Raw genomic sequence first — 14,179 nt, forward strand, 5'->3', positions numbered from 1 at the left:
CCGGGTTGTCCACGGCCGCCGCGGCGCGCCCCCGCGCGGCCGACAGGAACCCGAAGTTGAGGCGCGCGACCGAGCCGTTGTACGGCACCGGGACGGCGCGGCCCGCCGAGACGACGTACGGCGGAAGGGGGGTGTCGTCATCGGCCGGGGCGAGGACGGACACGTCGTGCCCGAGGCCGATGAGGTGGTCCGCCAGATCGCGGATGTGGAACTGGACTCCCCCGGGCACGTCCCAGGAGTACGGACAGACGATGCCGATTCTCACGGCTGTTCCCCCTCGGCCGGCCGGGAGCGGGGCTCCAGGTCGGCGAGCCACAAGCGCTGCAGCATGTGCCAGTCCTCCGGATGGTCGGCGATACCCGTGGCGAAGGCGTCGGCCAGCGCCTGCGTCATGACAGACGTCTTCTCGGCCCGGCTACCTGACTCGGGGACGTCGACGGGCGGATGGACCCGGCCCCGCATCACGGGCGAGTCGTCGTACCAGAGTGTCACCGGCAGCAGCAGCGCGCCGGTCTGCTGGGCGAGCAGCGCCGGGCCCGCGGGCATCCGGGTCGCGTCTCCGAAGAACTCGACCTCGACCCCGGAGGCGGACAGATCGCGCTCGGCGACCAGGCAGACGAGGCCGCCGTCGCGCAGCCGCCGGGCCAGCGTGCCGAACGCGGTGCCGCCGCTGTGCGGCAGGACCTCCATGCCGAGGCTCTCGCGGTAGGCGACGAACCGGTCGTACAGCTTCGCCGGCTCCAGCCGCTCGGCGACCGTCGTGAACGGCGTCTCCAGCTTGGTGGTGACCCAGGCGCCGGCGAGGTCCCAGTTGGCCAGGTGCGGCAGCGCGAGGATGACGCCCTTGCCGGAGGCGAGCGCGTCGGTGAGGTTGTGGATGTCCTTCGCGTCGAAGCCGCCCTTGATGCGTTCCTTGCTCCAGGCGGGCAGCCGGAAGGACTCCATCCAGTAGCGCAGGTACGAGCGCATGCCGGCCCTGGAGAGTTCGTTGAGCTGCTCCGGGGTCGCGTCGGGCAGCACGCGCGCGTAGTTGGATTCGAGGCGTCGTACGCCCTTGCCGCGCCGCTTCCAGGCGACGTCGGCGATGGTCCGGCCCAGGCGCACGGCGACGGGCTCGGGGAGCTTCTTGACGGCTCCCCAGCCCGCTGCGTACGCCGCGTACGTCAGCTGGCCCTTCAGACCGCTCACGGTGTGGCCTCGCTGCTCCGCGAGGCGTTGTCCGGCGAGGTGGTGGCGGAGGGAGAGTCCTCGGCCGCGGCATCCGCCTCGGCGGACTCCCGGCGGACCGTGACGACGCGCTGGATCAGCGTGACGACACTGCCGACGGCGACGATCCACAGCGCGATGGGCAGCAGGATCTCGATACCGGGCACGCCGAAGGTCTTGTGGAAGCCCGCCAGACCGGCCGCGACCAGCGAGATCACCAGGCGCTCGGCGCGCTCGACGAGGCCGTTGACGGCGACGGGCAGTCCGATCGACTCGCCGCGGGCCTTGGTGTACGACACCACCTGACCGCTGGCCAGGCAGAAGATCGAGACGGCGCACAGGACGTTGTCGTCGCCCCCGCCCGCGTACCAGAGTGCGAATCCGCCGAAGATCGCGCTGTCGGCGACCCGGTCGAGCGTCGAGTCGAGGAAGGCGCCCCAGCGGCTGGAGCGGCCCAGCTGGCGGGCCATGTTGCCGTCGACGAGGTCCGAGAACACGAACAGCGTGATGACGATCGTGCCCCAGAAGAGTTCTCCCCTGGGGTAGAAGACCAGTGCGCCCGCCACCACTCCGGCCGTGCCCAGGAGGGTGACCGTGTCGGGGCTTACCCCCCGGCGGATGAGAAACGCGGCGAACGGTGTGAGGACACGCGTGAAGAATGCACGCGCGTACTTGTTCAGCATGGCCTTCCCGAGGGTCGGTGTGGCCGCGCGGCCCCTGCTGGCCGCCGGCTGGCCCATCGTAGCCACGCGTGCGCTTGTGCGACGGTCGGGCACCCGCGCCCCGGGTCACGTCCTGATGACATCCGTGGGACGGCGCGATCGCGTCCGTTGTATGGACGCACCGTGACACGAGTGCAAAGCTCGAAGACACCGCGGGCGTCATCGGAGCCGCCACCGCACGCGGCGCCGCGCGTCCGCGCCCACAGTGACCTCACCGTGCACGGGAGGCAAGGCCATGGGCGACAAGGCGAATGCACACCCCGGAGCCGCCGGCAGGGCTACGGCGGCCGACCACCCCGCGTCCGTACGGAATGTGGTGCTGGTCGGCCACTCCGGATCGGGCAAGACGACTCTGGTGGAGGCTCTCGCGCTGACGGCGGGAGCGGTGAACAGGGCGGGCCGCGTGGAGGACGGCGGCACCGTCTCCGACTACGACGAGATCGAGCACCGGCAGCAACGCTCGGTACAGCTCTCCCTGGTACCCGTCGACTGGGACGGATACAAGATCAATATTCTCGACACACCCGGATACGCCGATTTCGTCGGCGAGTTGAGGGCCGGTCTGCGAGCGGCGGACGCGGCCCTTTTCGTCGTCTCGGCCTCGGACGGGGTGGACGGCTCGACGCGCATGGTGTGGGAGGAGTGCGCGGCGGTCGGTATGCCGCGGGCCATCGTGATCACGCACCTGGAGTCGGCCAGGGCCGACTTCGACGAGATGACGCGGACCTGCGCGGAGGCCTTCGGGGCCGACGACCCCGACGCCGTGCTGCCGCTGTACCTGCCGCTGCACGGCCCGCAGGGCCCCGACGGGCACGCGCCCGTGACGGGGCTGATCGGGCTGCTGTCGCAGCGGTTGTTCGACTACTCCTCCGGGGAGCGCAAGGAGTCCGAGCCGGGCCCCGAGCAGCTGCCGCTCATCGAGGAGGCCCGGAACCGGCTGATCGAGGGGATCATCGCCGAGAGCGAGGACGAGACCCTCATGGACCGCTATCTCGGCGGCGAGGAACTCGACTTCAGGACACTCGTGCAGGACCTGGAACGGGCCGTCGCGCGCGGGATCTTCTTCCCGGTGCTGGCCGCCGCGCCCGCCGCCGAGGGAGCCAAGCAGGGCCTCGGCACGGTGGAGCTCCTGGAGCTGGTCACCGGCGGCTTCCCGACCCCGCTGGAGCGTGAGGCCCCGACGGTCACCACCCCGGACGGCAGAGCCCGTCAGGTGAAGGCCTGCGACCCGGACGGACCGCTGGTCGCCGAGGTCGTGAAGACCGCGTCCGACCCGTACGTCGGCCGGGTGTCGATGGTCCGCGTGTTCTCCGGGACGCTGCGCCCCGACGAGACGGTGCACGTCTCCGGACACGGGCTCGCCGACCGCGGCCACGAGGGCCGTGCCCTCCGCGAAATCGACGAGCGCATCGGCGCCCTGTCCGCGCCGTTCGGCAAGCAGCAGCGTGCCCTCACGCACGCCATCGCGGGCGACCTCGCCTGCGTGGCCAAACTGAGCCGCGCAGAGACCGGCGACACACTCTCCTCCAAGGACGACCCGCTGCTCATGGAGCCGTGGGAGATGCCCGACCCGCTGCTGCCCCTCGCCATCCAGGCGCACAGCAAGGCGGACGAGGACAAGCTGTCGCAGGGCCTTGGCCGGCTGGTCGCCGAGGACCCGACGATGCGGCTCGAACAGAACCAGGACACTCACCAGGTGGTCCTGTGGTGTCTGGGCGAGGCTCACGCGGACGTCGCCCTGGAACGGCTGCGCAGCCGCTACGGCGTCCAGGTCGATGTCGTACCGCACAAGGTCTCCCTGCGGGAGACGTTCGCCGACAGGTCGGCCGGGCGCGGCCGTCATGTGAAGCAGTCGGGCGGGCACGGGCAGTACGCGATCTGCGCGATCGAGGTGGAGCCGCTGCCCGGCGGCTCCGGCATCGAGTTCGTCGACAAGGTCGTCGGCGGGGCCGTGCCCCGGCAGTTCATCCCGTCCGTCGAGAAGGGCGTGCGCGCGCAGGCCGCCAAGGGCGTGGCCGCGGGCTATGCCCTGATCGACATCCGGATCACACTGCTCGACGGCAAGGCGCACTCGGTGGACTCCTCGGACGCCGCGTTCCAGACCGCAGGAGCGCTCGCCCTGCGGGAGGCCGCGGTCGACGCCCGGATCCATCTCCTGGAGCCGGTCGCCGAGGTGACGGTCCTGGTCGGTGACGAATATGTGGGCGCCGTGATGAGCGACCTGTCCGGTCGGCGCGGCCGCGTGGTCGGCACCGAGCAGGCCGGCGGCAACCGCACGCTCGTACGGGCCGAGGTCCCCGAGATCGAGATCGGGCGGTACGGCGTCGACCTGCGCTCCCTCTCGCACGGCACCGCGCGTTTCAACCGCACATACGCCCGACACGAGCCGATGCCTGCGCAGTTGGCGGAGAAGATCCGCGAACAGGCGCAGGGAAATCCCTAGTTGGAACACCGCTCCATCACCCCTCCGGGTCGGCGGGCAGCTTGTGCTGTCCGCCGACGGATGTCGGTCCCGGCGGATACTCTGAGAACCTGATCAAGACGATGACCTGATCAACAGGTGTGCGGAGCACGGAAGTCGGGAAAAGCCGCAGCAGCGGAGCACGGCGGCGATGGGGGCGGCAGTGGCGGACGAGGGATTCGATTTCAGGCCCGGGGCACAGGTCCCGCTCTCGGGTGCCGCAGGCCAGACGGCGGCGACATTCGCCCTGGCCTCGGCGGCGTACCGGGACAACGAGGTCGGGGAGATCCTCAAAGCCAACAACGAATGGCACAAGTCGACGGTCAAGGCGGGCAAGCTCAAGCTCTTCGTGCCCAACCTGGGCGAGGCGTTCGCGCGGGCCGTGCACGACCGCATGCTGGGCAGCGGCCGGAACGCGCTGATCCAGTCGTTCGGCACCGAGCCACAGGTCGTCGTCGAGCACTGTCTGGCGGCGAACCGCATCCGCAGGGAGCGCGACAACTGGCTGACGGCGGTGACGGTGCTGTGCGGGCTGATCTTCCTGCCCGGGCTCATCGCCTGGCTGCTGGTCTTCCAGATCCGCACGATGATCGCCAAGCGTGAGGACAAGCGCGCCTCCGCCCTCGCCACCACCCTCCTCATCGCCTTCGGCGCGCTCGCCGTGATCTTTCTGCTCCGGCTGCCGTTCGGCGGCTTCTGGGCCTGGTACGCACGCGCGGCGATCGTCATGCCGGTCGTCGGCTGGTTCTGGGCCCAGCAGATCTGCGAGCGCACGGCCAAGGACCTGCGCGCCCGCTGGGAGGGCCTCCTGTCGGGCGGCGGTGTGGGCGCCAAGATCCCCGAGGCGGTACCGGGCAGCCCCGGCGAGACGGCGGCCGAGTCGCTGCGCCAGAACCTGGCCAAGCTGAGCGCGGAACAGCAGTCCAACTCCGTCTTCTACGCGGGCCCCAAGGGCATACTCGGCATGGGCACACGCTGGGGCAGCTGGCAGCTCGCCGAGGATCTGGTGCCGCTCGACGAGAGCAAGGAGATCCACCCCTTCCGCAGCTGGGACGTCATCCGGTCGATCCACGACCAACTGCGCATGCTGGAGCGCGGCCCGCTCAACACCGGCGGCTTCCCGCGCCCCTCGATAAAGCACTGGGTGGTCACCCCGATCGGGGAGAACGCCGGTTCGGTGTCCCGGCCCGGCGGCACGGACGTGGACGCGTACCAGGTGAAGAACCACGCCATCCAGGACATCTGCAACAAGCAGCAGTTCGGCAGCGGCGACCGGCACTACCTCGGGATCCAGTGGACGCTCTGGGACGGCCAGTTGGTCATCACCATGCTGATCACGGTGACCGTGCTGCACGAGACCCTGCGCATCGAGGTCACCGGCCACGCGCTCGGGCCCGTGCACTCGCTGTTCACGACCAAGCCCTCGGCGAAGACGAAGCCGATCGCCAAGCCCTTCAAGCCCTGGGAGACCCGCGCGAAGAAGCTGCCCCTCGTCGAGACGGACGAGGTGGTGCGCCTCGCGGTGCGCGCCCCGATCACCTGGTACCCGCCGCTCCTCAACTGGCTCGGCGGCAGCCTGGCGCTCCCGGAGCCGTTCGGTCTGCGGCACGCGTGGGCCGATCAGCCCTGGCGGCACCGCTTCATGGCCGACGACGCGCTGCGGGCCGCTACGCCGGTGCTCCGTGTCGTGCACGCGGCGTCCATCAAGGTCCTCAAGGAGAACGGCGTCGACACGGAGAAGTTCGGCAACCGCTCGTCGTTCCTGAGCACGGCGATCCAGGACGCGTCACCGAGGAAGGCGGACGTCTACGACGCGTAGGCCTCCGGCGGTTCGGCGGGGTCAGGTGCGTTGGGGATCGTGCGGGTCGTGGGGGGGCTGGTCGCGCAGTTCCCCGCGCCCCTTAAATGCTCCCGGCGTGCCTTAGATGCTCAGGGCGTCGGCCAAGCCTCCGCGAGCATCTTCCTTGTGTCCGCGAGTAGTTGGGGCAGTACCCGCGTGTGGCCGACCACCGGCATGAAGTTGGTGTCGCCGCCCCAGCGGGGCACGATGTGCTGGTGGAGGTGGGCGGCGATGCCGGCGCCCGCGACCGTGCCCTGGTTCATCCCGATGTTGAAGCCGTGCGCACCGGAGGCGGCCCGCAGCGCGGTCATCGCCTGCTTCGTCAGCTCGCCGAGCTCGGCGGTCTCCGCCACGGTCAGGTCGGTGTAGTCCGCCACGTGCCGGTAGGGCACGACCATCAGGTGCCCACCGTTGTACGGGTACAGGTTGAGCACCGCGTAGACCTGCTCGCCACGCTTGATGACGAGCCCGTCCTCGTCGGACTTGGCCGGGATCGAGCAGAACGGGCAGCCGTCGTCGGCCCCGGGACCGGTGGGCTTGTTCTCGCCCTGGATGTACGCCATCCGGTGGGGCGTCCACAGGCGCTGGAACGCGTCCTGTGTGCCGACTCCGATCTGCTGCTCCGGCTCACTCGTCATGTGGTGCAGCATATGGCTTCGCCCGTTCGCGGCGTGTCGCCGGGTACCACGTGAAAGGGCCCCCGGCCAAGCTGAGGCGATGGACGACGACAGCCGCACGACCCGCTGGGAACACCGCGTGGAGGTCCCGCTCGCCGTGGCCTCGATGCTGTTCCTCACCTCGTACGCGATCCATGTCCTCGCCCACGGTCTGCCCGAGGCGTGGCGGGACCTGTGTCTCGCGGTGACCCTGGGGAGCTGGGCGATGTTCGCCGTGGACTATGCCGTGCGCTGGCGGCTGAGCGGCCAGGGCCACCGCTTCGTACGGACGCACTGGCTGGACACGGTCGTCCTGGTCCTGCCCCTGCTGCGTCCCGTACGCGTGGTCAAGGTGTACGAGGCCGTCCAGCGTCGGCAGGGACGGCCGCGGCTCTCCCTGCACGCGCGCGTGATCACGTACGCGGGTCTTTCGGTGGCCCTGCTCGGCTTCGCGGGCGCGCTCGCCGTGTACCAGCAGGAGCACGCGGCGCCGGGCGCGACGATCCGCACGTTCGGGGACTCGGTGTGGTGGACCTGTTCCACGCTCGCGACCGTGGGATACGGCGACGTGACTCCCGTGACGACCGCCGGACGCGTGATCGCGGTGGGCCTGATGGCCTGCGGGCTCGCGCTGCTCGGCGCGGTGACGGGGTCGTTCTCGGCGTGGCTGCTGCAGGTGTTCTCCAGCGAGGACGAGCGCCGGGCAGCGGCCCCCGTGCCGGACGATCGCCCCGCCGCGCCCCCTGTGAACCGCGAGAGGCCCCCGGAGAGCGGAGCTCCCCGGGGGCCTCCGGGCGCCTTCAGGGCCGTACGGCCGGGCGCTCGCGTACGGGGATCGGGCCCGCGTCCGCGATCAGACCTGGATCCGCTCCTCGACCACCTTCGCGATCTTCGCGATGGCCTCTTCGAGCGGGATGCCGTTCTCCTGGGAGCCGTCGCGGAAGCGGAAGGAGACGGCGCCGTTGGCCATGTCCTCGTCGCCCGCGATGACCATGAAGGGCACCTTCTGCTTCTGGGCGTTGCGGATCTTCTTCTGCATACGGTCGGAGGACGAGTCGACCTCGACCCGCAGGCCCTGCTTCTTCGCCTCGGCGGCGAACTTCTGCAGGTAGTCCACGTGCGCGTCGCCGATCGGGATGCCGACCGCCTGGACAGGCGCCAGCCACGCCGGGAACGCGCCCGCGTAGTGCTCGAGGAGGACCGCGAAGAAGCGCTCGATCGATCCGAACAGGGCTCGGTGGATCATCACCGGCCGCTGCTTGGTGCCGTCGGGGCCCGTGTACTCCAGGTCGAAGCGCTCCGGCAGGTTGAAGTCGAGCTGCACGGTCGACATCTGCCAGGTGCGGCCGATCGCGTCCTTGGTCTGGACGGAGATCTTCGGGCCGTAGAAGGCGGCGCCGCCCGGGTCCGGAACCAGCGGGAGACCCTGCTTCTCGGCCACCTGCCGCAGCGTCTCGGTGGCCTCCTCCCAGATCTCGTCGGAGCCGACGAACTTCTCCGGGTCCTTGGTGGAGAGCTCCAGGTAGAAGTCGGTCAGACCGTAGTCCCGCAGGAGGCCGAGGACGAAGGTGAGCGTCTTGTCGAGCTCCTCCGCCATCTGCTCCTTGGTGCAGTAGATGTGCGCGTCGTCCTGCGTGAAGCCCCGGGCACGGGTCAGACCGTGCACGACGCCCGACTTCTCGTACCGGTACACGGTCCCGAACTCGAAGAGGCGCAGCGGCAGTTCACGGTAGGAGCGGCCGCGCGCGTCGAAGATCAGGTTGTGCATCGGGCAGTTCATGGGCTTGAGGTAGTAGTCCACGCCCTCGTCGAGCTGCATGGGCGGGTACATGCCGTCGGCGTACCAGTCCAGGTGCCCGGACGTCTCGAAGAGCTTCCCCTTCGTCGCGTGCGGGGTGTAGACGAACTCGTAGCCCTCTTCCTCGTGGCGGCGCCGCGAGTAGTCCTCCATGACCCGGCGGACGACGCCGCCCTTGGGGTGGAAGACAGCAAGGCCGGAGCCGATCTGCTCCGGGATGGAGAACAGGTCGAGCTCGCTGCCGAGCTTGCGGTGGTCGCGCTTCTCGGCCTCGGCGAGGAACTCCAGGTGCGCCTTCAGCTCGTCCTTCGACGGCCACGCGGTGCCGTAGATGCGCTGGAGCATCGGGTTCTTCTCGCTGCCCCGCCAGTACGCGGCGGCGTTGCGCATCAGCTTGAACGCCGGGATGTTCCGGGTGGTCGGCAGGTGGGGACCGCGGCAGAGGTCCTTCCAGCACAGGTCGCCGGTCTTGGCGTCGAGGTTGTCGTAGATGGTGAGTTCGCCGGCACCGACCTCGACGTCCGCGCCGTCGTCCGAAGAGGCCGAGCCCTTCAGCCCGATCAGCTCCAGCTTGTACGGCTCGTCCGCCAGTTCCTCACGCGCGGCCTCGTCGGTGACCACACGACGGGAGAACCTCTGCCCCCGCTTCTGGATCTCCTGCATCTTCTTCTCGACGGCCTTGAGGTCCTCGGGCGTGAACGGCTTCTCCACGTCGAAGTCGTAGTAGAAGCCGTCCTTGACCGGCGGGCCGATGCCCAGCTTGGCCTCGGGGAACAGCTCCTGCACGGCCTGCGCCATGACGTGCGCGGTGGAGTGGCGCAGGATGTTGAGACCGTCCTCGGAGGAGATCTCCACGCTCTCGACGGTCTCGCCGTCCTTCACCTCGTACGCGAGGTCCTTGAGCTCGCCCGCCACGCGGGCCGCGACGATGGTGCGCTCACCGGCGAAGAGCTCGGCCGCCGTAGTGCCCGTCGTCACCACGCGCTCTTCCCGCTCGGAATCGCGTTGGATGATCACACGGACGTCTGACACCGGACTCTCCTGCCTGAAGGGAAACGCGCGCGGTCGTCTGGCGCACGCGTAATACAAGGGCGATCGTACCGAGCCCGGGGTACCCCTCGCGAAACGGTTCCCTCTGCCCGGCCCTCCACCCGTCCCGCGCGCGCCGCACGCCTCCGCGGGGAACCTCAGTCCCCGCTGCACGCCTCCTCGAAGAAGTCGAGGTTCTCCTGCAGCGACTTCATCAGCCGGTCCCGCTCCGCCTCGTCGACCTGCACGGGCGCCACGCCGGACGCCCCGGTCAGCCGCCGGAATCCGCCCCGGCTCTCCAGCCGCCCGTGCACCCGCACCGGCAGCCCGACCAGATGGGCGTGCCCCGCTATCCGGTACGCCTCCTCGTCGAGCGTCATCCGTACGTGCGGGACCTCGGCTCCCGCGATGACCCGCATCCGTACGCTCCCGTCGCCGCGCGGCCCCGACCTGCGCATCCGCACCACGGCTCCGGTGATGCGCACGGGCACGGAGGGTTCCTCGCGCAGATAGCGGGCGCCGGCCTCGCGGAGTGCGGGCAGGTCGCCGGGCGAGAACTCGACCGGTTCGGCAGGTGTCGCGCACCCCTCGGGCACACCGGCGGCGGGCGCCCACTCGACGGCGATCCGGGCGCCCTCGGTGCCGCGCACCAGGGACGCCAGCGCCTCGGTGAGCTCATGGCTCACGCCCGCCTCGACGGCTCCGTCGAAGGCGTCCATGCCACCGGTCGCGCGCTTGTAGTCGATGGCCTCGCGGGCCGCGTACAACGCCTGGTGGAGGCGGACGGCGAGCGGCCGGCCGGTGGCGACCGGCACGAAGGCGGTGAGTCGGCGGCCGCCGGGGGCGGCTCCGACGAGCACGTTCTCCAGGGACGTGGCTGCGGGCCTGCGGTGGCGGGCGCCGTAGTAGCCGGCACGTGCACGCGCGGCGAGGGCGCCCGCGAGGAGCATCTGCCGTGCCGCCGTGCGCAGTTGTTCCTCGACGGTCCACGGCGAGACGCCGACGGGACCCGTCGGTACGTCCCGCCACCAGCGGATCTCGTCGCTGGGCACGGCGAGGCCGACCAGGACGTCACGGGCGGAGGGCGAGGCGCTGCGGGACAGCGCGACGAGGGCTTCGGCGAGAAGGTCCTCGCTGTCGGGGAAGGCCCGGCTCTCCGGGACCAGCAGGCTGGTGCCGGAGCCGCCGGGCCCTGGTGGGGTCCAGCGGCCGTACCGTCCGGGGGCTCCGCCGCGGCGCTGCCAGCCGTGCCGGTGCAGGAGCGCACCGAGGACGGTCGGGTCGACCTGGTCGGGCCGGGGCGGCTGGTCCCACAGGCCCGGTGTTTCGACGGGGTGGGGCCTGACGGGGCGTAGGGGCTCGTCGGTGGGGCGGTGCGTCACGGTCTGCCTCCCGTTCCGACCCGCGTCATGATCTCGCAGAGCGCGCGGTCGTCGAAGACGCGAGAGGTCGGAATCCGCACGGTGGTCCTGCGCCGGCCGGTGATCCGGTGTCCGGCGAGGTTGATCCAGTAGCAGCAGTGCCGCAGATCGAGGCGGTCGTGGCTGGCACGCAGCCAGTCGTCCTGTGATCTGGGCACGAGCATCACGACCAGTATTTTGTGCACCGAGACCGGGGTGCGGGCCAGCTTCTCCAGGTGGGCGTTGTCGAGCGTGAAGGAGAAGGCGGGGCCCGGGGGGTTCGGCGGGATCTGGTACGTGCACTTGAGCTGCACCTTGATGGTGACTTCGTCGTCGACCGTGTGCCCGGGGGCGCTGTGGCTGACGTGCCAGTCGATGCCGTTGTCCGGAAAGGGCTGGGACAGGGAACAGCCCGCGGCCGCCGCGACCGCGTGCAGATAACCGACCTGCAGTGTCTCCATGCACGCCGTGGTGGCCAGTGAGCCTCGATGCGGTGCCGTCCTCTGGGGCAGCAGCCCGCCCTGCTCGGGCTGCGCGAGCGCCATGTCCAACAGCCTTCCGAATCAGGTGAATCCCCGCTGCGGGCCGCTGAACTGCAAAGACCCGTACCTCTGTTGTCTCCTTCCGGCGTACGGCGCAAACAGCCCGGGTATCACAAAAAGGGCAGGGGACGGCGCGTCAACTGCCGAAGGTGAACGAGGAGTTGTGTGCGTATGACGTGCTGGTACGAGGGCCCCTTGACCGCGTTCGACACCGAGACGACGGGTGTGGACGTGGAGACCGACCGGATCGTGTCGGCCGCCGTCGTCGTCCAGGACGCTCCCGGAAGCCGCCCGCGCGTGCGCCGCTGGCTGGTCAATCCGGGAGTGCAGGTGCCCGAAGGGGCCACGGCGATACATGGGCTGACGGATGAGCATCTCCGGCTGAACGGCCGCTGGCCGTCGCCGGTGATGGACGAGATAGTCAGGGAACTGGCCGAACAGAGCGCGGCGGGCCGCCCGCTCGTGGTGATGAACGCGCCCTTCGATCTGACGCTCCTGGACCGGGAGTTGCGCAGGCACCGGGCGTCCTCCCTGGACCACTGGTTCGAGAGCGTGCCGTTGCGCGTCCTCGATCCGCGGGTCCTCGACAAACACCTGGACCGCTACCGCAAGGGCCGCCGCACACTCACGGACCTCTGCGCGCACTACGGCGTGGAGCTGACGGGAGCGCATGACGCGGCGGCCGACGCACTGGCCTCACTGGAGGTCGTACGGGCGGTCGGGCGCCGTTTCGCGACACGGCTGGAGCGGCTCTCGACGGCCGAGCTGCACACGCTGCAGGCCGTCTGGCACGCGGCCCAGGCGCGCGGCCTCCAGGCGTGGTTCGCGCGCAGCGGCACGGAGGAGGCGGTCGATCCGGCGTGGCCGCTGCGCCCCGAACTGTCGGCGGCGGCCTGAGCCGCACCCCGTCGGCAGCGACACAAAAAAGCCGGTCCGTCTGTGACGGACCGGCCTTTCCCGGTGGGCGATACTGGGTTCGAACCAGTGACCTCTTCGGTGTGAACGAAGCGCTCTCCCACTGAGCTAATCGCCCGGGAACGCACTGAACAATACAGGTCTCCTCGCGTTTCCTTCAAACCGCTTCACGGTTCCCGCGAAGGGGTGCCCCGGAGGTACGCGACCAGCCCCTTCCGCCCGGCCCGCATCATCAGCGCGTGGTTGGCGCGGAACGCGGGCCGTCCGGGCACGGCGAACCGTCTCAGCTGCGGCTTGGTCACCTGGACCTCCTGGTCGTAGCGGGCTCGGGTGCCGGTCCCGTCGGTGGCGAGGGTCCACCGCGCCCAGCCGTCCACGTCGCCGGTCATCGCGATCTCCAGGACCCCGGCCGCCGGGTCGCGGCGCACCTCGCGCCCGGTGAACACCAGGTCGTACGGCAGCACCGAGCGGATGCGGACGACGCCGCTGATCGCGTCGAGGGGCGTCACCGCGCGCACCTGCGGCCACCAGCGCGGATAGCCTTCGGCGTCGGCCAGCGCCTCGTAGACCTCGCCGAGCGGGGCGGTGACCCTCCACAGGCTGCGGAAGCGGTAGTGCGTCCAGTCCATGTGCCGAGTCTGCCGGTCCGCGGCTCTGCCCGGGCAGAGCCGGGACCTCCGCACCTCGGGATGTCCTGATCTGAGTACCTCCTGAGTACGTGCGCTCATGCCGTACGGCGTGACCCGGACCACACTCCGAAGCATGACGAACATTCCGCCACCGGCCGAGGAGTTGCGGATCCTCGACCACGAGCTGCGGCAACTGGACGCGCGCCGGGCCCAACTGCTGGCCCGTCGGTCCTGGCTGCTCGGTGTGCTCCGGTCTGCCACGGCACCGGCACCGGCCTGGGGCCCGGCCCAGGCCTCGGCGCAGACCCCGGCCGGCTGGCCGGCACCTGCGCCCCGACCCCGGCAGCCGGAGGCCACGGCCCCCGGTGTGCAGAACGTGCTGCTCGTGCTCGGCGGTGTCCTGCTGACCGTCGCGGCGATCGCGTTCACGCTGGTCAGCTGGGGGCAGTTGGGCATCGTGGGCCGGGCGGCGATCCTCGGCGCGGTCACCTTCGCCGCGATCGCCGCCCCCGTGCCGCTGCTGAAGCGCGGGCTCCGCTCGACGGCCGAGTCGGTGGCGGGCCTCGGCCTGGTGCTGACGGTGCTCGACGCCTACGCCCTGCACGAGGTCGCCCTCCCGGAGGTGGACGGCACCGGGTACGCGGCCGCCGCGACGGCGCTCCTGGCCGTGCTGTGGGCGGCGTACGGGCGCTCGCTCGGCGCCCTGCGTCTGCCGCTCCCGGCGGCGATGGCGACGGCCCAACTCCCGCTGCTGCTCTGGGTCGTGGCGGCCGGTGCGGGTCATCACACGATCACGGCGGCGCTGCTGGTGACGGCGGCGTTCGACACGGTCGTGGCCCTCTCGGTGTCCGTGCGGTCCGTACGTGTCGTCGCCGCCGTCGGCGCGTACGGGACGGGCGCCTGGGGCCTTCTGGCGGCCGGCTGGCTCTCGTGGGAGGCCACCGGTCCGCGCGCGGCCGCCCGGGCGGCGGCGGCCCCCGC

The 14,179-nt window shown here is 70.7% G+C and carries 11 protein-coding genes, 1 tRNA gene and 2 pseudogenes; 5 read left to right on the plus strand and 9 right to left on the minus strand.

The window, feature by feature from the left end:
* From O3Q52_RS33440 to pgsA, 3 genes are all read right to left on the minus strand, one after another.
* Positions 1–265 (minus strand): glycosyltransferase (locus O3Q52_RS33440; RefSeq protein WP_269652414.1); only part of this gene is annotated, 265 nt, incomplete at its 3' end.
* Complete coding sequence (locus O3Q52_RS33445; protein ID WP_269652415.1) at positions 262–1,188, minus strand: phosphatidylinositol mannoside acyltransferase; 927 nt, start codon at positions 1,186–1,188, stop codon at positions 262–264. The genes O3Q52_RS33445 and O3Q52_RS33440, both read right to left, overlap by 4 nt.
* Entirely contained in the window at positions 1,185–1,946 is a 762-nt protein-coding gene (gene pgsA / locus O3Q52_RS33450; protein WP_269652423.1) for a phosphatidylinositol phosphate synthase, read from the minus strand. Before pgsA ends, O3Q52_RS33445 begins: the two co-directional genes overlap by 4 nt.
* Before the next feature lie 217 nt (positions 1,947–2,163).
* Between pgsA and O3Q52_RS33455 the strand changes: the two genes are divergently transcribed.
* Positions 2,164–4,371 carry an elongation factor G-like protein EF-G2 gene (locus O3Q52_RS33455; RefSeq protein WP_269652416.1) on the plus strand — a complete coding sequence of 736 codons (2,208 nt, stop codon included), beginning with the start codon at positions 2,164–2,166 and terminating at the stop codon, positions 4,369–4,371.
* Positions 4,372–4,540: 169 nt separating this feature from the next.
* Positions 4,541–6,208: a hypothetical protein gene (locus tag O3Q52_RS33460; protein ID WP_269652417.1), complete on the plus strand. Its 1,668-nt coding sequence runs from the start codon at positions 4,541–4,543 to the stop codon at positions 6,206–6,208.
* A 110-nt stretch (positions 6,209–6,318) separates the two neighbouring features.
* Here the strand turns inward: O3Q52_RS33460 and O3Q52_RS33465 are convergent, their stop codons facing one another.
* The gene (locus tag O3Q52_RS33465) at positions 6,319–6,879 is read right to left on the minus strand and encodes an HIT domain-containing protein (protein WP_269652418.1); all 561 of its coding nucleotides are present in this window, start codon (positions 6,877–6,879) and stop codon (positions 6,319–6,321) included.
* 67 nt (positions 6,880–6,946) lie between these two features.
* On the opposite strand from O3Q52_RS33465, the pseudogene O3Q52_RS33470 reads away from it, so the two are divergent.
* A pseudogene (locus tag O3Q52_RS33470) lies at positions 6,947–7,585 on the plus strand (potassium channel family protein); the annotation flags it as partial.
* 153 nt (positions 7,586–7,738) lie between these two features.
* Here O3Q52_RS33470 and thrS read toward each other — a convergent pair.
* From thrS to O3Q52_RS33485, 3 genes are all read right to left on the minus strand, one after another.
* The gene (gene thrS, locus O3Q52_RS33475) at positions 7,739–9,715 is read right to left on the minus strand and encodes a threonine--tRNA ligase (protein WP_269652419.1); all 1,977 of its coding nucleotides are present in this window, start codon (positions 9,713–9,715) and stop codon (positions 7,739–7,741) included.
* Positions 9,716–9,870: 155 nt separating this feature from the next.
* Positions 9,871–11,094: a hypothetical protein gene (locus tag O3Q52_RS33480; RefSeq protein ID WP_269652420.1), complete on the minus strand. Its 1,224-nt coding sequence runs from the start codon at positions 11,092–11,094 to the stop codon at positions 9,871–9,873.
* Positions 11,091–11,657 (minus strand): DUF4365 domain-containing protein, encoded by a 567-nt coding sequence (locus O3Q52_RS33485; RefSeq protein WP_151482575.1) that lies wholly within the window; start codon positions 11,655–11,657, stop codon positions 11,091–11,093. The genes O3Q52_RS33480 and O3Q52_RS33485 overlap by 4 nt, the downstream gene beginning before the upstream one ends.
* A 168-nt stretch (positions 11,658–11,825) precedes the next feature.
* Here O3Q52_RS33485 and O3Q52_RS33490 point away from each other — a divergent pair, with 168 nt between their 5' ends.
* Positions 11,826–12,551 (plus strand): 3'-5' exonuclease, encoded by a 726-nt coding sequence (locus tag O3Q52_RS33490; protein WP_269652421.1) that lies wholly within the window; start codon positions 11,826–11,828, stop codon positions 12,549–12,551.
* 64 nt (positions 12,552–12,615) lie between these two features.
* On the opposite strand, the gene O3Q52_RS33495 is transcribed toward O3Q52_RS33490, so the two are convergent.
* Positions 12,616–12,687 (minus strand) — tRNA-Val (locus O3Q52_RS33495).
* A gap of 49 nt (positions 12,688–12,736) precedes the next feature.
* Positions 12,737–13,198 (minus strand): SRPBCC family protein, encoded by a 462-nt coding sequence (locus O3Q52_RS33500; protein ID WP_269652422.1) that lies wholly within the window; start codon positions 13,196–13,198, stop codon positions 12,737–12,739.
* Between the two features lie 133 nt (positions 13,199–13,331).
* Between O3Q52_RS33500 and O3Q52_RS33505 the strand changes: the two are divergent.
* Positions 13,332–14,179, plus strand: a pseudogene (locus tag O3Q52_RS33505) (hypothetical protein); the annotation flags it as partial.

The sequence above is a fragment of the Streptomyces sp. ActVer genome (assembly GCF_027270795.1).
Classification (GTDB): Bacteria; Actinomycetota; Actinomycetes; order Streptomycetales; family Streptomycetaceae; genus Streptomyces; species Streptomyces umbrinus_A.

Bases quoted from the DNA above. Each gene is read 5' to 3' on its own strand.
- pgsA (WP_269652423.1), bottom strand. From the start codon at position 1,946: ATGGGCCAGCCGGCGGCCAGCAGGGGCCGCGCGGCCACACCGACCCTC.
- O3Q52_RS33455 (WP_269652416.1), top strand. From the start codon at position 2,164: ATGGGCGACAAGGCGAATGCACACCCCGGAGCCGCCGGCAGGGCTACG.
- O3Q52_RS33460 (WP_269652417.1), top strand. From the start codon at position 4,541: ATGGGGGCGGCAGTGGCGGACGAGGGATTCGATTTCAGGCCCGGGGCA.
- O3Q52_RS33465 (WP_269652418.1), bottom strand. From the start codon at position 6,879: ATGCTGCACCACATGACGAGTGAGCCGGAGCAGCAGATCGGAGTCGGC.
- O3Q52_RS33485 (WP_151482575.1), bottom strand. From the start codon at position 11,657: ATGGCGCTCGCGCAGCCCGAGCAGGGCGGGCTGCTGCCCCAGAGGACG.
- O3Q52_RS33490 (WP_269652421.1), top strand. From the start codon at position 11,826: ATGACGTGCTGGTACGAGGGCCCCTTGACCGCGTTCGACACCGAGACG.
- O3Q52_RS33500 (WP_269652422.1), bottom strand. From the start codon at position 13,198: ATGGACTGGACGCACTACCGCTTCCGCAGCCTGTGGAGGGTCACCGCC.